The following is a 25672-nucleotide window of genomic DNA, read 5'->3' as shown; positions in this document are numbered from 1 at the left end:
TGAAGACCCGGTATTCTCCATTACCTCTCCCTCCTTTGTGCATGTTACAATGAAGGTTGTTACGACGCACAATCTTCAGACATTATATATAGAGAATAGCTGGGGGAAGCCATGGAACTTGAAATCCGGACAGAGTATGTCATCAAGCAACCGAAAATACCGCTTCGTTCAAAGCTGCGCGAGCGCATCCGAGAGACGTATCGCTACGATACCGCGTTCTGGCGGATCAGCATAGCCGGTCCCTGGGGGGCCGGCATCTTCGCGTTTATCCTTGCCGCGCTGGGAATGCCGACAGGGCTGGGTACCGCCTTTGACACCATGACCTTCGCCTTTGCCGGAACAGCGGCACTGTTTCTGATAGCCCATCTCATCGCAATCATTCTGGCTTTAACCGGCCTACCCGCTCCCCGCCTGTTTATAGGCACTGTCATTTTTGATCTGGTTGCCATTTTCCTCATTTTCTATCAGGAAGATGAAGCGTTCGCGATCTCGGCCATCGTATCTTCGGCTGTAACGCTTACCGGGGTGCTTATCGGTCTGTTGGTGGGGTTATTTGCTTCCCGTAAAATTACGCTGCGGATTAAAGCCAGTGTGGCCGCCGTATTGGTGCTGGCTTGCTTGTCCTCTGCCGTATGGCCTGATCCAACGGAATCCGCGGTCTCCGTGGATGTTTCTGACCTTCCTGAAATCAACGCCTTGAATCCCGGCGAACCGGGCAATTACCAAGTCGAATCCTTCTATTACGGAAGCGGCAAGGATATTTGGCAGCCGGAATACGGCGTAGGCGCCGATCTGATTTCAAGCTCGGCGGATGCCTCCGCTTACATTAAAAAATGGTCTGATTTCAGAACGTTCTATTGGGGATTCAATGAAAAGGCACTTCCTATAAACGGACGGGTATGGATGCCGGAAGGTTCCGGTCCTTTTCCGCTCGTCCTGATCGTTCATGGGAATCATTTAATGGAAGACTATTCGGATGACGGCTATTCTTATCTGGGGAATTTGCTAGCAAGCCGGGGATTCGTTGCCGTGTCTGTGGACGAGAATTTCCTTAATTATTCCGTGTGGACCGGTATCCCGGATAATGATATGAAGGTTCGGGCGTGGATTCTGCTCAAACATCTGCAGGAAATCGGCAAGTTCGCCGCGGATCCTGAGACGCCGTTCTACGGGCGGGTCAACTTTGAGCAAATCGCTCTGATCGGGCACTCCCGGGGCGGTCAGGCCGTATCGATGGCTTCCGATTATAAACGGTGGTTCGCCGCCGACGAAACGTTGGAAGGCATCGATCAGTATCAGATCCGGGCGATCGCAGCCATTGCCCCGACCGACAAAAAAGTCGACGGCAATTATGCCAAGCTGAAGGATGTCAATTATTTGACGCTGCAAGGCGCGCGGGACGGCGACGTCAATGATTTCGACGGAGAGCGCCAGTACGCTCGGACCTCGTTTTCGAAGGGAGAGGCTTCTTTCAAAGCTTCCCTCTATATTGCGGACGCCAACCATAGCCAGTTTAATACCGGTTGGGGCGGCCGGGATATCAGTTACCCGAAAGGTATTCTGCTGAGCCGAAAAGGCTTGCTGCCCGCCGCAGAACAACGAACGATAGCAAAGGTTTATATTTCCGCATTTCTGGAGGCCACGCTCCACCGGCAGGATCAGTACCTTCCATTGTTCCGCGACTACAGGACCGGCTTGGATTGGCTGCCCGAGACCACCTATTTTAACCGGTTCGAAAGCGGACAAATGACCTCTTGGGCCAAGTTCGACGAGGATATGAACCGGATGACCGTTCCGGGCGGAGGCGTAGCCGAAGGCCAGGATATTCTTTGGAAGGAAGAAGAGGCCAAAAACCGCCGCCAGTCCGGCAAAGGCACGCGGGGTGCGGTGCTGGAGAGAGATGATCAATCCGAGACGGTGTCCACCTACAGTTTGAGCTGGGATAAAGCAGCACCGTCGCCTAGCAAGGCATCGGCACAATTTCTATCCTTTTCCTTGTCGGATCGGAGCTATGAAATAAGCCAGGTGAAAAAAATAGATATTGAAGTGGAGCTGGAGAGTTTGGATGGGGTCATCGTACGACTACCTCTTTCGAAGTTCATGCCGATTTTGCCGTTACCCGAAACCAACTACACCCTCCACCCTTGGCTGGACCTGCATTTGTCCGACGGCAAATACAAAAATCCGACAGAGGCGGTTTTCCAAACTTATTTGCTGCCGCTATCCGCCTTCAGCGACGAAGACCCGGACTTTAACGCAGCTTCCGGCATCTCGCGGCTCACCTTCCGCCTGACCGACGGCCCCGGACGGGTCATGCTGGATGATATCGGGGTGTATTGAGCGGCGAGGTTCCGAGCTCAGTTCTTAGAGCTCGGTTCTAAGTGCTCGGTTCTAAGTGCTCAGCTTTAGAGGTGGGTGGTCGGCGGATGCTGGTCTGCAAGGTGTTCGCGGTGTGCGGTGTGCGGTGTGCGGTGTGCGGTGTGCGGTGTGCGGTGTGCGGTGTGCGGTGTGCGGTGTGCGGTGTGCGGTGTGCGGTGTGCGGTGTGCGGTGATCTGTTGGCGGCGGTCGGCGGACGTTGATCTGTAGGTGCTGGTCGGTGGACGTTTGACGAGATGCCTGGGTCGATTGTGGTCCGTGGTGATGGATGGTAGATTGCGGATCGCAGGCGCTGTATATGGCGTTTGGCGCTGTGTGTTAGGTATTTGACGCTGTACATTGGGTGCTGAGCGGTGATTTGTGGCTCGACAGACGATAAGCGTAGCTCTAACGGACACAGGGGACGTTATTCCTGGAAAATCCCCGGTTTTTAAATTCTAACGGACATACAGGACGTTATTTGCCTCCATTCCCCGTCAAACCTGGCTTTCTCACCTCATTAAGGTCTCTGGTGTCCGTTAGATTTCAAAACGCTTCATTTTGCGCCGGATAACGGCCCTCATGTCCGTTACATTTTCTGAGCGGCAGATCCTGAAAATAAAAAAGGCGAGGTTCCCTACCGGAACTCGCCTTTTTCTGTTGTTACTCCTTTGGCACCAGATCGTAGATCTCGCCGCTCTCCATCACATCGATTAACCGGTCCATCCATTCGTAATATTTGACGGCTTCGCCCATCTTGCGGCGGTCTTCCTCAAGTATGGAACGGAACGGCTCCTGCGGACTGTTCTCTCCCGCCAACGACTTATTGATTTCCTGTATCGCGCGGCGAAGCACCAAGATGTTGGTTTCGACCGCTTTTCTCCATTTAATCGCAAAGTAATCGGTAAACGTCTGATACCAATCATACTCTACTTCATACAAATCTTTGCGGGAGCCCTTCTCCCACACTTTATTTACCATCTTCAAGTCAAGCAGGGTACGCACTCCCGTACTCATGCTAGTCTTGCTCATTTTCATTTCCAGTCCCATTTCATCCAAGGTCATCGGCTTGTCGGCAAAAAAAAGCAGCCCGTACAAATGGCCCGTCGACAATGATATTCCATATAAGTCCATGTTTCTGCCTATCGCTTCTATAACACGCTTACGCACTTTTAATAACTCGGCATGTTGTTCCGTAGTGAGCTGGTCCAAGCTCATGCGTGCGACCTCCTATCATTGCGCAATCAAGGCATCCTCATTTCCGCAGTTATCGGCATTTCCGCAGGCGGACGGATACTTCTTCTATCTTAAGAAAAGGATGCCCAAAAGTAAAGAAGTGAACCGGGTAGCATTTTGGAGCATTCGGCAGGTATACGAAGATTCCTTACGTACAGTTTTTTCTGTACGTTCTATACGTACGGTTTTAAGAATTGATTAAAAGCTTGGTTATTTGCTACACTAGGAGCATGGATTGGCACGGTACGGCGAAAATTAACTGTGTCCATATAGAGAAATGAAATTTGCTGAATTCAAAAGGGGTGAATGTATGGGAAGTGAAATCTTAAAAGTCAATCGACTAAGTAAACTATTCGGACCCGGTGCCGAGCAAGGCATCCAACTCCTGGAGCAAGGGTATACAAAGGAACGGCTCGCTAAGGAAAAAAACATCATGGTCGGCGTAAACCGGGTAAGCCTCAGTATTAATGAAGGTGAAATCTTCGTGATCATGGGACTGTCCGGCAGCGGTAAATCCACCTTGGTACGCATGCTTAACCGTCTGATCGAACCTACTTCAGGCGAAGTGCTGATCCATGGACAGGACTTGAGAAAGATGAATAAGTCTCAGCTTCGAGAAGTTCGCCGCAAAACCATAAGCATGGTGTTTCAAAAATTTGCTCTCTTTCCTCACCGGACCGTTCTCGAGAATGTGGAATACGGTTTGGAAGTGCAGAAAGTAAATAAAGCGGAGCGCCGCGAAAAAGCCCAGAAATCGCTGGAACTGGTTGGGCTGAAGAGCTGGGAGCATGTTATGCCGGATCAGTTGAGCGGCGGCATGCAGCAGCGGGTCGGCTTAGCGCGGGCGCTGGCCAACGACCCGGAAATTTTGCTGATGGACGAAGCATTCAGCGCACTCGATCCGCTCATTCGCCGCGACATGCAGGATGAACTGCTCGAATTGCAAGAGAAAATGAAGAAAACGATCGTCTTTATTACCCATGACCTGGATGAAGCGCTGCGCATCGGCGACCGGATCGCCCTGATGAAGGACGGGGAGCTCGTGCAAATCGGTACGCCGGAAGAAATGTTGACCCAGCCTGCGGACCGTTACGTCGAACGCTTTATCGAAGATGTCGACTTGTCCAAAGTCCTGACGGCATCGCGGGTAATGCGCCGGCCAGAAACAGTAACATTGGACCGCGGACCGCGGGTCGCTCTGCAGCTCATGCGGGAAAGAGGTATTTCCAATCTGTTCGTAATCGACCGGGCCAAGCGGCTGCTTGGGGTCATTACGGCCGAGGACGCCTCTCAAGCGCTTAAAACAGGGGCTTCCCTACGCGATATTCTGATCGAAGACGGCCCGAAGGTGCCACCTGAAACTTTGCTGAATGAGCTATTTGAAGTGACCAGTTCCGCGAAGGTACCGCTGGCGGTCGTTGACGAACAGGAGCGGTTGCTCGGCGTCATTGTTAGAGGAGCCGTGCTCGGCGCTCTTGCTGGAGAAGTGGATAACAAGGAGGTGAGCGAACATGGACTTCATTCCTAAGCTTCCGCTCGCAGACTGGATAGAAGCGATCGTCGACTGGATGGCATCCAATCTCGAAGGATTGTTTGATGGAATTTCTGACGTAATCGAAGCCGTCGTAGGCTTCTTCTCAGGACTGTTCCTGCTTCCGCATCCGCTGCTTTTCATCGTTATTATCGGAATTCTCGCCTATCTGGTCGGAAAATGGAGATTGACCCTGTTTACGGTGATCGGCTTCCTGCTCATCGATAATCTCGGCTACTGGCAAGAAACGATGAACACGCTTGGATTGGTCATTACTTCAGGGCTCATATCCATCGTATTCGGCATTCCGATCGGAATCTGGAGTGCCTACAGCAAAACGGCGCACCGGATCATATCGCCTCTGCTTGATTTCATGCAGACGATGCCGGCATTCGTGTATTTACTGCCTGCGGTTACGTTCTTCAGTCTCGGCGTTGTGCCCGGCGTTATTGCGTCCGTCATATTCGCGATTCCGCCAACCATTCGCTTGACCTACCTCGGTATCAAGCAGGTATCCGGCGAATTGGCCGAAGCGGCCGACGCCTTTGGCTCGACTTCCTGGCAGAAGCTGATCAAGGTTGAGCTTCCGCTCGCCATGCCGACCATGATGGCCGGAATCAACCAAACGATCATGCTATCCTTGTCCATGGTCGTCATCGCTTCGATGATCGGGGCCCAGGGGATCGGCGCCACCGTCTACCGCGCCGTTACCCAGCTTAAAATCGGACAAGGTTTCGAAGCCGGCCTTGCTGTGGTCGTGCTGGCTATCGTACTTGACCGGTTTACGCAAAATCTTTTCAAATCGAACAAAGGGAGAGGTTAAAGAATGAAGATATCGAAGAAACTACTAGTACTTGCAGGTTTAGCCGGGGTTCTGGCCCTGTCCGCTTGCGGCTCTAATTCAGGTAAAGGCGCCAATACCGGGAACAAAGGGGAAACCGGTACAGCTGAATCGTTCGGGAATCAGGTTAAACATGAAATCATCGGGATCGACCCTGGGGCCGGCATTATGAAAGCTACCGCCGCTGCGATAGACCAGTACGGTCTCACCGACTGGAAGCTGATCGAAGGTTCGGGAGCGGCTATGACCGCCATGCTCGACAAAGCGGTAAAGGCTGAAAAGCCGATCATCATTACCGGCTGGACCCCACACTGGATGTTCTCGAAATACGATCTGAAGTATCTTGAAGATCCGAAAAAAGTATTCGGGGAAGCCGAAGAAATCCATACCGTCGCACGGAAAGGCTTAAAAGAAGATCATCCTGTAGCTTATGAGTTTCTTGACCGCTTCGAATGGAGTTCCGATGAGATGGGTGAAATTATGACCGCCATCCAGGAAGGGAAAGATCCGGCGGATGCAGCCAAAGAATGGGCTGACAGTCATGGCGACCGTGTGGACACTTGGACGAAGGATTTGAAGCCTGTCAGCGGCGATAAACTCAAGCTTAGTTATGTAGCGTGGGATTCGGAAATCGCCAGCACCAACCTGCTGGAATACGTGCTGGAAAGTAAGCTGGGGTATGACGTTACCGCGCTTCAGGTTGAAGCGGGCCCAATGTGGACCGGCGTTGCCAGCGGGGATGTCGATGCCTCTCCTGCCGCATGGCTGCCATTGACACATGCCGATTATTGGACAGAGTACGGCGATAAGCTGGAGGACCTCGGTCCAAACATGACCGGCGTAAAAACCGGGCTGGTCGTTCCTGCCTATGTCGATGTTAATTCGATCGAAGATTTGAAATAATTCACGATTAAAACGAAGAAACCATCCCTCTGGCTGGGATGGTTTCTTTACTGCATCTATATTAATGAAGAGGGAGTATATATAATGTACCAACAGTTCCTTAATACAACCTTACGGAAACCTGAAAAACAGATTAATTTATTTATGGTTTCAAAGGAGACGGAAAAGGTCTGACATCTTCCCGCGAAGCTATTATTTCTCCCAGTTTTCCGGCCTCCTCTTCCTCGGATTCGATAAAAATCACGAAATCCCCTTTTACCAGAACCCGTTCAATTTCTTTCGCATCCTTCTCCGGAATGCCCACTCCCACTAGACCGACGACGAAGTCGTCGCTGCCCTTCCCGATCTCCGCACCCGCCAACAATTTTGCTGCTGGACCGATCACGGCCACATTTGCCGGCTCATCCTCGAGGATGGCGGCGACCTCGATAAGCGGATGGAACAACGCATGGTTCCCGTCGCCTCGCTTCGGCTTCGAAAGCCCGGTATCCCGGCTAATTAGTCCCAACTCCTGCTCGGTTCTGGCTACGACCGAAATACTTCCTTTTTTAACCCCCGCCTGCTTTAAATCCTCAATGACCAAGGCTGCGTCTTGTCTAGACTTCGTGATTGCAATTAGTAATTTCGCCATGACAGCATCATCTCCTCCCGACCGAAATCCGTTGTAAAGCCAATAAGTATTATTAAACCGACTATTAACCGATCTGAATCATTTATATAAAGTTTGGCATATAGCCCTTCGCCGTGACTCCCTAGCCCTATTCCTCATAATTTATAGAAAAGGAGGAGGAATGCCCAAGTGGATGCCTATTACAATTGTTTGCGCCTGAAAAATCGGAAGGTTCGCATCATGACGTTTGATAGACAGCAATATACGGGTACTATTGTCGATGTTGATCGTAACAACGTATATTTGCGTCCGGAACGCGGTGGAATTGTCCAAACGTCCGCATTTTACCCTGGCCCATACGGCGGTGCAGGCTGGTACGGTAATGACATTTTGACCCTGAGCCTGTTTACCCTGCTCGCAATCGCGTTGATCTGAATAGTAAATCTCTATAAATGAAATGGCCGCTCCCAAGCAAATATCTGCTTTTGGAGCGGCCAAATTTTATTATAACTATAACTAACCGTTACGCTTAAATTAAATCGGATTTTTGAAGCAAACGCTGCACAATCATCGATACTTCGGCACGAGTAATAAATGATTTTGGTGCAAGTTCGTTTACACTTCTTCCGGATACGATGCCCGCTTGAACACTAGATGTTACGCCATTCATTGCCCAATGGGATACGTCTTCGCTGTCCGCAAATGGACGAAGCGTCGAATCCGAGTCCAAGGTCGAACCTTTTGTTTCCAAGCCCGTGATCTTCATCGCTTTGGAGATGATCTCCATCGCCTGTTCCCGGGTTATTTTGTCGTTCGGACGGAATGAGCTGTCATCGAAGCCGTTGATCAGCTGGTACGCGGATGCCGTATTGATTGCACCGTTGAACCAATCCGACGTGAATACATCAGAGAATGTCGCCGACTCTGGAGCATTTTCCTGCTTAAGCCCCAGGCTGCGTACTATGATGGATGCAAACTCGGCACGGGTAATATCACGATCCGGATCGAACATCCCGTTTCCTGTTCCGTTGATGACCATTCTTGATCCCATGTCGTTTACCGCATCTTTTGCCCAGTGATTCTCCACGTCAGCAAATTCTACAGGATGCCATACAACAGAGTACATACTATTCGTTAGACTGTTAATCTGCGCATAATAGGTCCCCTCTTGATTTATAACTTTTGTTGGCACATGGCGTATAGACCCATCCGGATCCACTACTACCCCCGTAGTGACTTTGTTCGGATCCACACTATTCGGAATCGCAATGGAGCGTTCAACGAAGAAATCGAATTTCGTCACTTCCAACGTGCGGCCACCGTAGACTGCCTTAACACTAAAATTCCACGGAGAAACTATCATTTGCAGCCCTTGGGCAGAAGCAGCCTTTTCTGCTGTTTGGATACTTTCTTTAGACGGGATTCCAATTTCAACTCGGAGCATAATATCTTGAATTTCCAAGTTGCTCCCGAACTGCTTGGCCAGGGACTGGATGTCGATGCGTTGCACAGGCAACGTGTATACTGCCCCGTTTGTACGAACTTCCACTGTCGCCTTCTTATCCTCCATGTTCTTCAACATGCGGCCGTTAAGTTCGGCGATCACGATGTCGCTCTCCCCGTCAAACGGAATAGTAATGACTGCCCCGTTACCCGCCGTTTCAAGACGTTTTTGGAATTCCGCTTCGTCAACTTGAATGGTAGTAACTTGTTGCCCGTTCACTACGTCCAACGATTGCGTCCCGATATTCTCAACTTTGCCGTTTACGAGAATATTTACGTTCTTGTTCTCCGTCGTTACTGCCGGATTCGAAGGTGTCGTTTGGGCCGGCGGACTGTAAGAACCAGGATCATTATTCCCTGAAGAAACAAACGGCGTCACGGTATTGGATGACGCGGACGACTCGCTGCCGCCCTGTTCGTTTATTGCTTTTACGGTAAAGAAATAACTTGTCCCGTTGGATAGACCGGTAATGACGATCGGACTTCCTACTCCTGTCGCTACAATATTACCTGGCGATGATGTCACCTCATATTTTGTAATAGAACTGCCGCCATTGTCGGCAGGAGAAGTAAAGGTGATCGTTGCCTGACCGTTTCCAGCCACCGCAGTAACATCTCTTGGAGCAGATGGAACGGTTGCCGGTTTTGCGCTCATTTCATTAGATTCTGCGCTTAAGCCGCCTTCGTTAATTGCTTTGACCACGAAGTAGTAAACCTTACCATTGGTTAATCCGTCCACTTCGTAACTGTATACCGACTCAGTAACCGTAGCGGTCTCTGAACCATAAATGCCGGATTCAGTACTTTGGTAAATCTGGTATCCCGTAGATCCAAGAACCGGACTCCATGACAGTTGTACCTTGGCATTCCCCCCAATTGCTTGCTGCAATACGGGCGCTCCCGGTGCAGGAATCTGCGGAGTAGCGTTCACCTCATTGGATTCGGTACTCAAACCGCCGGCATTTCCGGCTTTAACTACAAAATAATAAGTGGTACCGTTACTCAGTTCCGATACTTGATAGGTTGCCTCCGTTACGGTTGCAATCGAGGTTTTGCCGGCCAGTCCCGGCGTCGTAGACATGTATACGTCATAATAGGTTGCACCAGATGCGGAGTCCCAGTTTAATGTGACCTGGCCATCTCCTGTCGTTACCCTTAGATTTGAGGGTACCGATGGCAATTGGATCGTCCACTTCGCATACAGAGTAATTCCGTCCAACGGAACAGTATCCGTGGTGAAGTTCCACGCTTGCGTCAATGCCTCGTCCTTATACCAGCCAGCAAAGGTGTAGCCTTCCAGCGTAGGTTCAGTCGGCGCAACGATCAATGAATCGAATTCCGCTGTAATAGGCGTTACCAAGCTGCCTCCGTTGCTTTCGAAGCTCACCGTATATTGGTTCGCTTCATATTGCGCCTTCACCGTCAAGGCTCCGGTCACGTTGGTAAAACCCTTGTCCCAGCCTGTAAACGTGTAGCCAGGTCTCGAAGGTGGCGCAGGTGCCGTAGCATCCGCTCCGTGGTTCACCGGTTCCGTCTTCAACACGGTTCCGTCCCAGTCTTCAAATGTGACCTGGTAAACATTGATGTTCCACTTCGCGTACAGTGTAATCCCGTCCAGTGGAACCGTGTCCGTGGTGAAGTTCCACGCTTGCGTCAATGCCTCGTCCTTATACCAATCAGCAAAGGTAAAGCCTTCTAACGTCGGTACCGCGGGAGCGACGATCTTCGAACCGAAATCCGCCGTTATTGCCGTTACCAGGCTGCCTCCGTTGCTATCAAAGCTCACCGTATATTGGTTCGCATCGTATTGTGCCTTCACCGTCAAGGCTCCGGTCACGTTGGTGAAACCCTTGTCCCAGCCTGTAAACGTGTAGCCGGGTCTCGAAGGAGACGCAGGTGCCGTAGCATTTGCTCCGTGGTTCACCGGTTCCGTCTTCAAGACGTCTCCGTCCCAGTCTTCAAATGTGACCTGATAAACATTGATGTTCCACTTCGCGTACAGTGTAATCCCGTCCAGTGGAACCGTGTCCGTGGTGAAGTTCCACGCTTGCGTCAATGCCTCGTCCTTATACCAGCCAGCAAAGGTGAAGCCTTCTAACGTCGGTACCGCGGGAGCGACGATCTTCGAACCAAAATCCGCCGTTATTGCCGTTACCAAGCTGCCTCCGTTGCTATCAAAGCTCACCGTATATTGGTTCGCTTCGTACTGCGCCCTCACCGTCAAGGCTCCTGTCACGTTGGTGAAACCCTTGTCCCAGCCCGTAAACGTGTAGCCAGGTCTCGAAGGTGGCGCAGGTGCGGTAGCATCCGCTCCGTGGTTCACCGGTTCCGTCTTCAATACGGTTCCGTCCCAGTCTTCAAATGTGACCTGGTAAACATTGATGTTCCACTTCGCGTACAGTGTAATCCCGTCCAGTGGAACCGTATCCGTGGTGAAGTTCCACGCTTGCGTCAACGCCTCGTCCTTGTACCAGCCAGCAAATGTAAAGCCTTCCAGCGTTGGCTCAGTCGGCGCAACAATCAATGAATCGAAATCCGCCGTAACCGATGCTACCGGGCTGCCTCCATTGCTATCGAAGCTCACCGTATATTGGTTCGCTTCGTATTGTGCCTTCACCGTCAAGGCTCCAGTCACGTTAGAGAAGCCCTTGTCCCAGCCCGTAAACGTGTAGCCGGTTCTCGAAGGTGACGCTGGTGCCGTAGCATTTGCTCCGTGGTTCACCGTCTCCGTCTTCAACACGGTTCCGTCCCAGTCTTCAAATGTGACCTGATAAACATTGATGTTCCACTTCGCATACAGTGTAATTCCGTTCAGCGGAACCGTGTCTATGGCGAAGTTCCAGGCTTGCGTTAATGCCTCGTTCTTATACCAGCCAGCAAAGGTGAAGCCTTCTAACGTCGGTTCTGCCGGAGCAACGATCTTCGAACCGAAATCCGCCGTTATTTCCGTTACCAAGCTGCCTTCATTGCTATCAAAGCTCACCGTATATTGGTTTACTTTGTATTGCGCTTTTACCGTCAAAGCTGAAGTTACGTTCGTAAACCCGACATCCCAGCCCGTAAATGTGTAGCCGGTTCTCGAAGGGGCCGCTGGTGCGGTGGCATCCTCTCCGCGGTTCACCGTCTCCGTCTTCAACACGGTCCCGTCCCAATCTTCAAAAGTCACCTCGTAGCTCGCAGCTTGACTGTGCCTTAAAAGCCAAACGTCATAAGTAGCTCGATTCGGTTCCTTATCATTAATCAGAAGAGAAAGCTTCCCGTCCACATCCAAAAAAAGAATACTTGTGCCGTATTGATCATTTAACGTTGGAAAGCTGGCCGTTACATCGCCTTGATACACTCCTGAATCGTCGTAAATTTCGAAATAGGAATGATATGTATCGGGTTCGGTATTGTAGTCCAAATATGAAGTTTCGAGTAAATATCCGCCTTCAGGAAGCAGGATTGGTTCGGATATGCCTCCCCATGAATTCAGATTCCGAATCAGAGTCTCCGCTTTGGATACGGTGCCATCGGAATTAAAAATTTGGTATACCGCGCTCCTGGAGCTGGTATCGGCCCCCGTCTTCTTTCGATAAATTGCTAAGAATCTTCCGTCCGGCATAGCTTTCAACCATTGAACTTCATTCCCGTTTTCGCCCCGGTTTGAAATGACGAAAGAATTCTGCCCATTGATCTGAATCGGCGTCGGTGAATCATTATTAAAAATCATTCCAACATAGTTGGGGTTATAATATGAAATCATTATCATAAACTTGCCGTTCTTCTGGGCTGCAATATCATGAGTGTATTGCGACCCCGAAATCCCCGCCAGAGAAGTTACCGACAATTGTGCAGCATCTACAGGGGTACCATTCGGCTGGAATCTTCTCAGAGCGTAATTGCTGCCGTCTGTCGCCCAGACAAACGCCAAATTGCCATTGGACAATTCAGCGACTTTCGTGAACCGATTCAAGCTGCCCGGACTCGAATTTATCTTTGTAGCTCCAACAACTTCGGTTCCATTCTGATTGATGATTTTAAAATAAGTATCCGTAAGCCCTGTACCCGAACTGCCGCTGTACCAATACACAAGAATATTGCCATTCGAAAGCCCCTCGTAAATAATCGTATCGCTCTGATCATTCGTTCTCGGGCTAATCGTCGGAGCGGGCAGCGAACTGAATGAACCGTCAGGATGAATCAATTCTAGATAATCCTTCGTAGTCGTATAGTCCTGCCAATACAACAGAAGATCGTCCCCCAATGGCACCGGCTTTAGAGGCGCATACCCATCTTGGACATCATTAGTCTCCACATCTACTCGGGCAGTTCCAAAATCGATTGTTGCCGCGGATGCTTGCGGTGATAGCCAAGAAAATAACACAAAAAACAAAAGGACTGGAATAAATAGTTGTCTCCGTTGTAACATACCTCACCTCCTGAATTTTTAAATGCACAAATTTTAAATGCCTATTAAAAAAACTATATTATAACCTGTCCCATATGAATAGTATTAAAATGACGAAATTCACCTTTTTTTTCAAATTATTCGACAGAGTCGAAAGAAACTAATAAAAAAAGGACTCAAGCAAGGTCACTTTGCCCTTACTTGAGTCCTTTTTAAGTTACTATATATCTAGCAAATAGATCATACTGCGAATTTCTTGATAGTTGCCTGAAGCTCTAAGGCCATGCTGCTCAGAGATTCTGCAGCGGCAGACACTTCTTCCATTGAAGCATTTTGTTCTTCAGCTGAAGCCGCAACGTTTTGCGTATTGGCTGCGGATTGCCGGGAAATCCGTGCCATATGCTCTATCGATTCCGTCATCGTTACCGCTCTTTGCGTAACTTGTTCGAACATCTCTGATATGTTCCGGGATCCTTCGGTCAACCGTTCTACCGAATTCGCTATCTCTTGGAATGTATCTCCCGTTCTATGTACCAATTGGATGCCGTTATCCAAGGTGGCCGCTCCTTCGTTCATCGCTCGAACCGCATGTTCCGATTTCGTTTGCACTTCCTGAATCAGCGACTTTATTTGTTCTGCGGCATCGTTGGAATGGGCCGCCAAGCCCCGTACCTCTTTTGCCACAACCCCGAAGCCTCCGCCGTGTTCTCCCGCCCGGGCAGCCTCGATTCCCGCGTTCAACGCCAACAGGTTCGTCTGTCTTGCGATATCGGTCATCAGATTGACAATTTGGCCGATTTCCTGCAGCTTCCGGTTCAGATCATGGACCACTTCCACTGTCACGCCTACCGATGCTTGAGCGGCATTCATCTGATCAACGGTGTTCAACACAACTTGGTTGCCGGATATCGCTTTGTTATTGGTCGACTCCATATAGCTAGCCATCGCATGGATGGTAGAAGCAGCCTGATTCATCTGATCATGAATCTGAACAACAGCTTGGGCGGATTCATCCGACAATGTCATTTGTTTCTCCGCACCGGCTGCAACTTCCTGAACTTCATTTGAAATTTGTTCCGTTGCCTTGGTGCTCTCCTCCGCACTGGCGGAAAGCTGTTCGGAGGTAGCGGCAACCTGGGTGCTGTTCCAGCCGATTTGGCTGATCAGATCGTGCAGGTTTCTCTTCATTAGATTAAAAGAGTCCGCCAAACTGCCAATCTCATCTCTATTTTTAACGGAAATATCCGCTATATTCAAATTCCCATCCGCGATCGATTTCGCGGCTGACGCCATTGCCGATATCGGCTTGGAGATCATGCGCGCGACAAGCGCGCTAATCGCGAGGGCTAATAGAAGCGCCGACAAGTTTAATACGATAATAGTGAAATTAATGGAATCCACCAGCTCCGTATTTGCCTTGCTGCCTTCTTTCATGCGTTGAGCCTGATCGGACACCAATGCATCTACGTCATCTCTAATACTCCGGGCCAAGGGCATGGCTTCTTCTATAGCTATTCTTGACGCCTCTTCGGGACGAGTTCTGAGCATCTCTACAACCTGCTCGACCTTATTTACGAATTCCATGTTCAGGCTGGTGATTTTCTGTATCTCATCCTTAGTGTTTTGAAGCTGCACCAAGCCTTCCATTTGTTGAACGGAGAACTCCAACCCGGAGATGACTTCTTTCAATGAATCGTAAGCCCCTTCTTCCCTCAACAAAATGGCTCTGAGGCTGCTGATTTCTCTCGAAGCGTAATTCTGCACATCTTTAGCATGGGAAAGAATTTCCGCCCTCCGATCAACCAAATCGGAATAAGATTCATCCATCTTCTTGACCTCGAAATAAAAAATACCGCCTGTTAATCCTAACAACATTACGACGCTTAAAAAGCCTAACAAAATCTTTTTCCTTACCGAGACCTTCATAATGTGTGACTCTCCTATGATGTAATATATTTTTGAGACTATAGTAGGTATATCGGCTAATTCAGTTGAATTTGTTAGGTATAAATACCTATATTAGTACACCCCTTAGGACCCTGTTTGTATAAAAAAGCTTCTTGCAGAATTTTGCCTGCAAGAAGCTGCCTAAATATACAACATATGAAAAGGAAACCTTTATTCAAGGGGCTTGCAACACTCTATCGTCGAGTCTATCCTTTTACACTGGAGCTTGCAATCCCCTCGACAAAATATTTTTGGGAGAATGCAAACAATAGGATCGGGATAATGACAATAATACATGCTCCTGCCATTTGCAGCCCATAGTCCGTCCCCGCTTGTTCCTGGAAATATTCCAACCCTACGGTGACGACCTGCTTATCGATGCTGGAAATAAAGATAAAAGGATTTACGAAATCATTCCAGGTCCAAATAAAAGTAAACAACAGCATGGTCACAAGCGCGGGAACCGCGAGCGGCAAGACGATCCGGTAATAAATTTTGAATTGGGAACAGCCGTCAACTACTGCCGCTTCGGAAATCTCTTTAGGCAAACCCGCAAAAAATTGGCGCAGCAAGAAGATAAAGAATACATCGAACGTGGCCGGAATAATCAGAGCCCATTCCGAATTGTAAATATGCAATGATCTATACAGCATATATCTGGCGATTACCGTGGTATCGGCCGGGATCATCATGGTTGAAATCAAGAGGAAGAAGATTGTATTTTTAAGAGGAAAAGTCAATCTAGCAAAGGCATAAGCAGCCATGGTCACGACGATAAATCTCGTAATCATCGTCAAAACTACGATATAGATTGAGTTTCCGTACCATTTGAAGAAATATTCGTGATGGAAAATCGTTTTGAAATTGTCCCAAAAGATTTGATCGGGCAGGAACTTGAGAGGTTCCGAGAATATAAGCGCATTTGGCTTAAGCGCCGCTGAAATCATGAATAAAAAGGGAACTACCATCATCAGGCCGAGCAGGAAAATTATAATTGAAACGATGACCGTCGAGATTGAAAATTCAGCGTAGGATTTCTTTCTTTTCATTAATAGTGAACCCATTTCTTCTGCCCCCTCCACTGGATGATCGTAATTACAAGAATAACCCCAAACAACAAGATGGCCTGTGCCGCCGCATAACTGTAGCGGTTATAGGTGAATGCTTCTTCATAGATGTTGAGTGAGATGACTCTCGAAGCTACCCCGGGTCCTCCATTCGTTAATGCGCGTACGGAAGCATAGTTTTGGAAAGAACCGATTACGCTTGTGATTACCAGGAAAAAGGTGGTTGGAGAAACCAACGGAATGGTCACATTGCGTACCTTTTTCCATCGTCCAGCCCCATCAAGCTCCGAGGCCTCATACAACTCCTTCGGCACGCCTTGCAGCGCGGCCAAGAAGACAATGGTTTGGAAGGATAGACTTTGCCAAACGTTAACGAGCGCTATGGTTGGGAGTGCCGTTTTCGTTCCGCCCAGCCACATCGGCGGGTTTTGGACCCCGATTAGATGGAGGAAGGCATTGACGGGACCGTCATAAGGATCGAGTATCATGGACCAAACCATCGCAATCGCAATTACGTTGGCCACATACGGAATCAGAATCATCGTTCGGCTGACAGGCCGCAGGAAAAACTTACGATTCAACAATACTGCGAGAAAGAAAGAGAGCACGATCAAAGCCGGGACATATATTAATGTGTAAAGAAAGCTGCTCCAGTAGGCTTGCAACGCGATTGGGTCGTGAAAAATTCTAGTAAAGTTATCAAAGCCGATGAAGTTAAAACTCGGCTTCAAGGTATTGTAATCGACAAGGCTAATATAAAAGGCATAGAGAAGCGGGAATAAATTAAAAATCAGAAAACCCGCCAAAAATGGAAGGATGAACCCGATCCCCGCTTTTGCTTCGCTTGATTTCATCGATTCTCTAATGGATACCATGCTGCTTCACCCCACTAAATAGTAGGTGGGCTACCTATGGCAGCCCAACCCAACAAATTTGATATTCTGATTTGGATTTTACTGTTCGGATTTGATGGCTTGATCTGCACGTTCCTTAATGGATTTTACGGTATCGTCCAAAGATTTTTGACCGATTAAGTACAGCTCGCTTTCCTGCAAAATAATATTGCTATATTCCGCGGAAGCCGGGCCTACGATTTTCTCATCGGCAAAGCCTAAATCATTTTGATAAATCGCTTTGTTCAAATCATCTACCGAAACTTCGCCGTCAAGCCGGTCAACGAGGGTTTGGAACATGTCGTTTATGTCTTTATCCGTTAAATCTACGCGAGCCGGCTGATCTCCTGTAAATTTATAATTGTTTTCGGCGAAATATTTAACAAATTCAAAAGCTTCCTTCGGTTGCTTGGTGTTGGCATTAATCCCTAGGCTGCTAATTACGCCAAGATTGTTGTTTCCGGCTCCATCCTCAGGGGTCGGGAGTTCCACTATGCCAAAGTTCCAATCCCTCGGATAATTCTCCTTGTCCAGGAACATATTTGTATACCAGGTTCCGATGACGTGCATCCCATATTTGCCCGACATAAATCCATCCCAAGCCAATTTTTTTGTTTTAAATTCCATCCAGCTTGGTTGAACCTTGTGCACATTTCCGAGATCGCCAAAGAACTGAAGTGCCTCCTTGAATGCCGGATCATCATAGTTCGAGGTGCCGTCCGCTTTATGACCGGGTACATTTTTTTGCCGTGCCGTGAAATACATGTAGCAGTCATAATCGAGCATATACGAACCATAGATTCCTTTGGATTTATCCGTTAACTTTTTAGCGGTCTCAATATATTGATCCCAAGTCCAAGCCCCGGATGGATAAGGAACGTTCGCATCGTCAAATATCTTTTTGTTAAAGTAAACCGCCCAATTTCCTGCACCAAAAGGAAGACTGTAAACATTGCCGTCAACTTCCTGAAGGTATTTTCCAAACTTGCCCTTCGCGTCATAGTTATCTTCCTGAATCAATTCGTTGAGCGGAAGTAGAGATCCGCTTTTGATATACTTATCTAACAAAATAGGGGTCCCCAGCAAAATAATATCGGTAGAACTGTCCTTAGCTCCCATATCAATATCAATTTTTTTGTAAATATCTACGCCGTCCCCAGGAATCACGTTAAACTCTACGTTAATCCCCGTATCTTTTTTAAATCCATCAACGACATTCAAAAAATTAACGTCTTTGGCACGGTTCCCGTCCACGTATATCTTAACGGTCTTCTTTCCGCCAGCATCCGCCGTATCCGAAGATGGCCCGTTCGAAGCATCCTTATTCGAATTATTTGAACCGCATCCTGCCACCAGGCTTGCCAACATTACTGCCGCAAGCAACAAAGCGACAATTTTACTTCTCTTTTTCATAGACTAAATTCCCCCAAATACTTAATTTCTTGCTTATAAAGAAAGTATAGAAAATTCGCACCTTCAAGTTAATGGAGAATATTTCGGAAACTTATCTTTTCCAATTCTTTTATGAACCCGATCCTAAGTAATCAACAAGGCACTCCGTAGCTCTTATCTTTTTGTAAGAAAAATTAGACAATTCGAATATTCAAGCGAAAAGTCCGCATTGCCACGAAGGATCAATACGGACTTAGTTTCTTCATTACATTTTATATTTGGCCGGTGGTATGCCTACGACCTTCTTAAATACCCGGCTAAAGTATTGTTCGCTATCGTAACCAACCATTTGTCCGACTTCGTATACTTTATAGTGGGTTGTTCTTAACAATTTTTTAGCTTGTTCGATGCGATATCCGGTTAAATATTCAACGACGCTTTCCTTGGTTTCCTTACGGAACAAATAACTTAAATAATTGGGTGAAAGATTCAGCTCCTCCGCAATCACTTCAAGAGTCATATTTTGTGCATAATGCGAATGAATGAATTGCTTCGCCTGTTGAATTAATTTGCGGGATTCTCCTAAAGTATTGAAAACCAGGTGAATGGTCGTCTCCAGATGCTTAATCCAGACAAGATAATCATAGTCGGTATACAAATGTTCCAGTGATTGATAAGGGTCCGATCCCCAAAGCTGGTCCAGTTGAAGCGTCGGCTGCTCCGCGATATAAGAGCTTAAGGAAAGCAGCAGGGCTGAACAAAGGCTTTTCACTTTGTGTTTGTCCTCGGCAAATGTAGCTTGAATCATTCCCGCTATGGAGCCCAGGCATTGCTCCAGTTTATTTTTATCGGCAACTTGTAAAATTGTGTCAAACTGCTTTATATAATTATTGACATTCAGGATAGGATTGTCTTGTTTCACGAATGGCTTTGAAAAACCCTCAGGAAAATGATCCTTTTTGGCATTGTCCAACGCTTCCCCGTAACTCATCTTGATGGAACCGTAACCTGAACGAACTTCGGAAATTCCGATGAATCCCGTGATATTTAGATACGTTTTAAGCGATTTAAGCATGGAGGACATCAGCTCTTCCATTTTCTCATCCATTTCCTCCTGCCGCACAGGAGCATAAAGAACCGTGATTTCCTTAGACTGCGTGAACATGGCATGCGCATGCCGATAGTTGGATACGATTTCCGAAATAATATTCTGGACGGTGAACCGAAATAAAGGTATGTCGTCTTTTTTGTATTTTTGATAGACTTCAATCCCACTCAATACGATTACCCCGCATTGAATACGATCCGGAGAAAATGAAATCCCCAAGTTCCGAAGCTTATCTTCAATCTCATTCTCCTTGTAGTAACTACCTTGAATCATTTCTTTCAAAAAGTTATTTTTAACAATTTCATAATCTTTCGATGATAAATTTTCGGCATAGGGCTGCTTCGAATGTCGTTTCACTGCTTTTGTTCTGCTTCTCTCCTGGCTCACTCGCTCCAAAGCGGATACGAGCTGTTCGGATTTTAGTTCCAACTTCAGAAAATAATCTTTTGCCCCCAGTACTAGTGCTTGTTTCACATAATCGAAATCATCATAAGAGCTCAAAGCGATAAAATCCGGCGGATTCGGCAGCTCCTTCGCCTTTCGGATTAACTCAATCCCGTTCATGACGGGCATTTTCATATCGGTTATTACAATGTCAGGATGCAATTCCTTGATCATCTCGAAAGCTTTCTTGCCGTTATCGGCTTCACCCGCAACCGAGTATCCGCTTTCATTCCAGGATATTAAAGACTTGATGCCTATACGTGCCAACAATTCATCATCTACAATGAGTATTTTAATCACTATTGATCCTCCTGTTGCAGAATAACGGGATGATTGATACGAATGAGCGTGTACTCTCCGCAACGGCTTTCAATTTCCAGACCGTAATCTTTGCCGAATGTCCTTTGTAGCCGTTCATGAACATTTCTCAGTCCTATACCATCTTTGCCTTCTTGGCATGATAATAGCTTCTCCGATACTTCCTCCGGCATCCCGACGCCATTATCATGAACCTCAAAAACAATCCGTTCCTGTTCCTGAAAGACCCGGACGGTAATCGTTCCTCTCTCGTCTTTAGGTTCTATCCCATGGAAGATTGCATTTTCAACAATAGGCTGCAAAATAAATTTTAGACATCGGTAACCCTTAATGGATGGTTCTAGTTCAAATAATACTTCAAATTTATCGTTATATCTGACTTTTTGAATATATATATAATCATTCAACAATTCCAGTTCCATATGGATCGGGATCATCGTTTCTTTCGTCTTAATGGTATTCCTTAACAACCGCCCCAGCACTTCCACCGTTTCCCGAATATTGTCCGCATGCTGAATCGTTGCCATCCAGCGTATCGAATTCAGAGTATTATACAGAAAGTGGGGATTAATCTGTGCTTGTAACGCGCGGTACTCGGCTTCATTTTTCTTCGCTTGATCCTGCAAATGCTCTTGATGCAAGCGATCGATTCGCTTCATCATATAGTTGAAGTTTTGAGTCAGCTGGCCGATTTCATCTTTACGATTCGACATCGTGATCACGGAAGGTTCATTCCCCTGAACCCGGTTCATCACTCTCGCAAGTCTCTGGATCGGGTTGACAATTTTGGAGGCAATGACGAACCATATGATTCCGGAGAAACAAACGGACAGCAGGAATACGATGACCGTGACCTTGAAAATTAAGGAATATCCTTCCGTCAATGTCGATAAAGGGATGGTCTCCACAATACTCCATCCTGTATTGGAGAGAGGAAGACTAGCCACCAGAATTTTCTCCCCGTTTGAGCTTCGACGCACCGTATCACCTTTAACACGAGTATTTATCGGATTCTCATATCGCTCGTTTATAATCTTTGCTTCACGATTGTAAACGATTTTGTTGTGTCCGTCGAGCAAATACAGATTGTTATTGGGATCATGCTTTGTATTTAGCTTATCGACAAAAAACTGCGATTTAAAGGACATATACACAATCACATCATGTTTTCCGTAATCCAAACGCTTGGCTAAAGAAATGACATAAGGTGTCCGGTAATGAACATCCGCATAGTTTTCGTGAATACCGAGCCATACGAGCTTACCGTCGGATGTCTTCAACTCCTGCAGCCAATCTTTCCGGATGAGCTTATCCACATCCAAATGTCCTACATCGTCGCCATAGCGAATAATCTTCCCGTTACTGCCTATGAGGACTAATGAAGAGATATACTTGTACATATTGGACGCGTAGGCCCAATCATCAAATACTTGGCCCGCCTTCTTTACATCGAAAAAATAATCCACGTCGCTGTCATATTTGGACGTAAAAATCGACTCCATCGTATGGTTTACTTGCAAAGAATCGATAATTCGTTCCCATTCCTTCATATCAAACTCTAACGATTGGCCGAGATAGGACAGGTTGTCCATAAAAGATTCACTTACCCGTTCCATCAATAAAGATTTAGAAATCAAATTCGTACTTACACTGATACTGGCCGTTGGAATAATTAATACAACGAGAAAAGAGATCATCAGCTTCATCTTTATACTATTTCTAAAATTTCGAATCATTGGGTTCCCCTCTATCGTAATTTAGCTCATAACCATCTCTGATCGTTCCTTTATTTTACGACGAACCCGGTAATATGCCTATGATTAAAAAAGTCCACTCGCCATAGCCCGAACAAACGACGGAAAAAGACGTTTTGGATTATTTTGAACTCATATTTCTCAAGTCTCTACACCGCAAAATCATATAAATCCCTGTTAAAGAAAAAAAGAAAACAATGCTCATTAAAAAGTCGGAGAAGCTTATGATTGATTTAGGTTTTATTTGTGCCAACACCATAATACTTCCTCCGATTACCAGAACGTCCAGCAATGCTGAAGGTAAAACTTTGATCATATTCAGGTTTCTTTTAAAAACCGCTATATTCAATATAAATGGAGCTATTTCCATGGATAACACACCTGCTGCTGCTCCAACGTAAGCATAACCAGGGATCGCCAATGTAAAAAACTGAATGATCGTCGAAGAGCCTATCCCGATCGCAAGCCCTAGGAAGGGAACCTTCTTAACATCCTGAGCCCAAAGTATGCTGGTCGTCATCTCTCGCAGCCCTACAATAATTGGAATGACCGATAAATACTTGATTAACTCACCGGCCTTGTCGGTATGAAATATGTAAAATGAAAGTTCTTTGGCATAAACAAATAAAAATGAAGCGGAAATCAATCCCCATAACCAGCTTAATTTTATGGCGATCCTTAGAAGCTCATGAAATTTCACTCTTTCCTTTTGCTGCCACTGCGAGGCGATTCTCATGGTTAAAGTATGGCTAAGGGCTCCTGTTATTAGCGTGGGCGTATACACCATAGTAACCGCCATCCCCGTGATAATGCCGTAAATCGAAATAGCTTCCGAAGGACTGTATCCCGAAGCCATTAACCGGTTAGGTATAAGAATCGAATCTACAAATTCAGAGGCAGGAACCAACAATCGGGTAACCGAAATCATGATTGACGCCCGAAGTAACCAGTTGATAGGGAGTGATGATTTAGTTTGCTGTGAACCGGAAGAATATAAACCGTGATAAGAAATATAAATCGTCAGCAATATGAAGGTAATAACCACACTCAAAAAAGTGGCATATAACCCTTTTCCAATAACAGCCCCTAATCCGGAAGGCAGACAATAGTAAATAATCAACAGCATCAGAAACACTCGAGAAGCCTGCTCAACCACTTCCGAAACGGCAATCATACTAAACCGTTCGAGTCCCTGTAGATAGCCCCGCAACAGCCCCAGTAAAGGAGCAGCAAAGATGGCCGGTGCAATACTTTTCAGTGCGCCGTTTAAATCCGGATTGCCAAGCAACACCGCGATCCGGGGAGACTTCCAGAATACAGTTAGACTAAGAATACCGCCCGAAATGATTATGCCGAATGATAGTATTTTTAGGAGTTGCCACCCTTGCGCTGGCTTTTTTGCAGTAATAATCGCCAAAGCAGTAGGCAACCCTCCAAAAAGCATAATAACGAAACCGTATAACGAATAACCCATTTGGTACAAGCCAATTCCTTCTGCACCAACCAGTCTGGCAAGAATGATTCGGCCCACTAAGCCAAGCAACTTTACCAATGCCATTGCACTGGCTCTAATTGCAGATTGTAATAATAAATGAGGTTTGTTCATATTCGCCCCCAGGGACTCAATGTGCATACCTCATTTTTATTACATTTCAAATTCAGTTATGCTGACAAGCATTGTATTAATCTTTAATATGGACCAGAACATATTTTGTATTTCTGTCCCAACCTAGATCAAACGGGACTCTATACCGATCTGTGGTATGCGAATTAACGAGCGGGTATCCATATTCATCATATCCAACAAGCACCGAAAAGTGGTCTATATCGTTCCCATGAATGATATAACCGATCAGATCCCCAGGCTGTAACCGCGCAAGCGCACCATTAGGATCTTCCTTTGTCGGCTTTACAACTTGCTCATACCCGCCTTTAAAAACTTGTTTTCCGTACCCGCTGTTGAGAAGGAAATGTTTGAAGGAATCCGTTCTAACCCAGTATTGGGTTCCACCCGATTGTTTGTTGTACCGCCATTGGCTCGTCATGGGAAGGCTGCCTCCCCTTTTGTCCCCAACCACTTGAGAAGCAAAATTGGTACAGTCCCCTCCCCGGCCTGTATAATCCTTATAATCCGGGTTATATCTGCGATTATTTCCGGCTCCCCAAGCCGTTCCCGCATATTTGTCTGCGTACGCTATTGCCTGCTGCCTTTTATACCTTTTGCCGTTGACTATATTCCCGGTTTTAGGAACGGACGGCGCTGCTCCATCTTCGGTTTCCGCAATTTTATCGGGATTCTCATCCAGTGGATCTAAATACCATTCACGCGAAATCATCCACTCGCCATTTGCTTTTTTCAATGTCATAAAATGCCGGGTCCCTATTCCAAAAGATTGGACCGGGACGATTGTATTCAAGTAATCGTAACTTACCTTTAGTGACTGTACTACAGATACTGTAGCTGTTTCGTTCATAGCCTTTAAGCGAACAATTTTTATTTCACTGTTGGCGTCAACTAATTTGATCGATCTTTTGCCGGCCCATGAATTGATGTATTTTATCCGTCTTTTTTCATTATGAAGAGCGTTTATACTTGCTTTATCCGATAAGTAATTATCCTCCAAAACGTGATCGTTCTGGTGAATCATTGCCTCTGCTCTTTTTCCATATACCTGATTCAAAAAAACCTTAATATCCTCTTCTGCTTTACTGTCGTTTGCATGAACTTCCCCGCACCAAAAACAACCGGTAATAGAAATTGAAAAACATACAATCAACTTTAGGATTCTAATCATTTGTCACCACACCATCCATTTTAGTGAAGACGACTAGTCGATCTTCATATCCTTCCCAGAAGGTATGGTATCCAATATCTCCTCCGGTAAAGCTGGTAATTTTTAAAGAAAAATAACAGGCCAGGGACCCATTATATTTTAGAGCAATGGGCATTTGCCGCGAGCGTTATAGGTAAAAGTCCATAGACTGTAGTCGAGTAAAAATTTCGAGGAGGTTATTCATGGATACCAATTATCAACAAATCGCATTGAGCTGCATGAATAAATATGTGGGTATAACAACTTCTGACGGACAGTCTTATGACGGATTCATTGCACATGTTGGCGATGACTACATTACTCTTGCCATTCCTTCATCAGAAATGGCGGGGATGCCGGCCAATGCATCTACGTACAGACAATTCGGATTCCATCCAGGTTTTTTCCCGCGCCGCCGCTTTTTTTCGAGACGCATCCCATTTCCTTTTATCACCAGCTTGTTTTTGCTTCCGTTTTTCATCTAGCGCGTGTGGGGAACATGATTTTATGCAAAAAAAGGCTCCCTTTCGGGAGCCTTTCATCTTGCGGTAATACGGGGTTGTAGA

At 46.8% G+C, this 25672-nt stretch carries 16 protein-coding genes and 1 pseudogene; 6 read left to right on the top strand and 11 right to left on the bottom strand.

Translation table 11 applies throughout. From position 1 onward, the window contains the following. Positions 1-111 precede the first annotated feature (111 nt). Positions 112-2340, top strand: a complete 2229-nt coding sequence (locus KB559_RS10410; protein ID WP_211021673.1) for a poly(ethylene terephthalate) hydrolase family protein — start codon at positions 112-114, stop codon at positions 2338-2340. A 679-nt stretch (positions 2341-3019) separates the two neighbouring features. Here the strand turns inward: KB559_RS10410 and KB559_RS10405 are convergent. Continuing rightward, positions 3020-3574 (bottom strand): GbsR/MarR family transcriptional regulator, encoded by a 555-nt coding sequence (locus tag KB559_RS10405; protein ID WP_211021672.1) that lies wholly within the window; start codon positions 3572-3574, stop codon positions 3020-3022. A gap of 328 nt (positions 3575-3902) precedes the next feature. Here KB559_RS10405 and KB559_RS10400 point away from each other — a divergent pair, with 328 nt between their 5' ends. The 3 genes and pseudogenes from KB559_RS10400 (at position 3903) to KB559_RS25125 (ending at position 6867) form a co-directional block, all read left to right on the top strand. Continuing rightward, positions 3903-5120 (top strand): quaternary amine ABC transporter ATP-binding protein, encoded by a 1218-nt coding sequence (locus KB559_RS10400; RefSeq protein ID WP_211021671.1) that lies wholly within the window; start codon positions 3903-3905, stop codon positions 5118-5120. Beyond that, positions 5104-5935 (top strand): annotated as a pseudogene (locus KB559_RS25130) (ABC transporter permease); the annotation flags it as partial. The gene KB559_RS10400 and the pseudogene KB559_RS25130, both read left to right, overlap by 17 nt. A 14-nt stretch (positions 5936-5949) precedes the next feature. Next, positions 5950-6867: a glycine betaine ABC transporter substrate-binding protein gene (locus tag KB559_RS25125; protein ID WP_247681733.1), complete on the top strand. Its 918-nt coding sequence runs from the start codon at positions 5950-5952 to the stop codon at positions 6865-6867. 142 nt (positions 6868-7009) lie between these two features. Here the strand turns inward: KB559_RS25125 and KB559_RS10390 are convergent, their stop codons facing one another. Further along, a complete protein-coding gene (locus KB559_RS10390) occupies positions 7010-7498 on the bottom strand; it encodes a hypothetical protein (RefSeq protein WP_211021670.1) in 489 nt (162 codons plus the stop codon). 168 nt (positions 7499-7666) lie between these two features. Between KB559_RS10390 and KB559_RS10385 the strand changes: the two genes are divergently transcribed. Beyond that, positions 7667-7912 (top strand): hypothetical protein, encoded by a 246-nt coding sequence (locus KB559_RS10385; RefSeq protein WP_211021669.1) that lies wholly within the window; start codon positions 7667-7669, stop codon positions 7910-7912. 94 nt (positions 7913-8006) lie between these two features. On the opposite strand, the gene KB559_RS10380 is transcribed toward KB559_RS10385, so the two are convergent. From KB559_RS10380 to KB559_RS10340, 9 genes are all read right to left on the bottom strand, one after another. Beyond that, the gene (locus KB559_RS10380) at positions 8007-13277 is read right to left on the bottom strand and encodes an InlB B-repeat-containing protein (protein WP_211021668.1); all 5271 of its coding nucleotides are present in this window, start codon (positions 13275-13277) and stop codon (positions 8007-8009) included. A gap of 333 nt (positions 13278-13610) precedes the next feature. Beyond that, on the bottom strand, positions 13611-15245 hold the full coding sequence (locus KB559_RS10375) for a methyl-accepting chemotaxis protein (protein WP_247681731.1): 1635 nt from the start codon (positions 15243-15245) through the stop codon (positions 13611-13613). Positions 15246-15523: 278 nt separating this feature from the next. After that, a complete protein-coding gene (locus KB559_RS10370; RefSeq protein WP_211021666.1) occupies positions 15524-16381 on the bottom strand; it encodes a carbohydrate ABC transporter permease in 858 nt (285 codons plus the stop codon). Further along, positions 16366-17238: a carbohydrate ABC transporter permease gene (locus KB559_RS10365; RefSeq protein WP_211021665.1), complete on the bottom strand. Its 873-nt coding sequence runs from the start codon at positions 17236-17238 to the stop codon at positions 16366-16368. Before KB559_RS10365 ends, KB559_RS10370 begins: the two co-directional genes overlap by 16 nt. Before the next feature lie 99 nt (positions 17239-17337). Further along, positions 17338-18690, bottom strand: a complete 1353-nt coding sequence (locus KB559_RS10360; protein ID WP_211021664.1) for an ABC transporter substrate-binding protein — start codon at positions 18688-18690, stop codon at positions 17338-17340. A gap of 244 nt (positions 18691-18934) precedes the next feature. Then, on the bottom strand, positions 18935-20521 hold the full coding sequence (locus KB559_RS10355; RefSeq protein WP_211021663.1) for a response regulator transcription factor: 1587 nt from the start codon (positions 20519-20521) through the stop codon (positions 18935-18937). Beyond that, the gene (locus KB559_RS10350) at positions 20521-22155 is read right to left on the bottom strand and encodes a sensor histidine kinase (protein ID WP_211021662.1); all 1635 of its coding nucleotides are present in this window, start codon (positions 22153-22155) and stop codon (positions 20521-20523) included. The genes KB559_RS10355 and KB559_RS10350 overlap by 1 nt, the downstream gene beginning before the upstream one ends. A gap of 259 nt (positions 22156-22414) precedes the next feature. Further along, positions 22415-23899, bottom strand: coding sequence for an oligosaccharide flippase family protein (locus tag KB559_RS10345; RefSeq protein WP_211021661.1), 1485 nt, complete (start codon positions 23897-23899; stop codon positions 22415-22417). A 76-nt stretch (positions 23900-23975) separates the two neighbouring features. After that, on the bottom strand, positions 23976-25088 hold the full coding sequence (locus tag KB559_RS10340; protein ID WP_211021660.1) for an amidase domain-containing protein: 1113 nt from the start codon (positions 25086-25088) through the stop codon (positions 23976-23978). Between the two features lie 221 nt (positions 25089-25309). Here KB559_RS10340 and KB559_RS10335 point away from each other — a divergent pair, with 221 nt between their 5' ends. Beyond that, positions 25310-25591 carry a phosphatidylinositol kinase gene (locus tag KB559_RS10335; protein ID WP_211021659.1) on the top strand — a complete coding sequence of 94 codons (282 nt, stop codon included), beginning with the start codon at positions 25310-25312 and terminating at the stop codon, positions 25589-25591. The last annotated feature ends 81 nt before the right edge of the window (positions 25592-25672 follow it).

It is taken from the genome of Paenibacillus sp. Marseille-P2973, assembly GCF_018101095.1.
Classification (GTDB): domain Bacteria; phylum Bacillota; class Bacilli; order Paenibacillales; family Paenibacillaceae; genus Fontibacillus; species Fontibacillus vini.
This window is presented reverse-complemented; position numbering and strand designations above follow the sequence as displayed.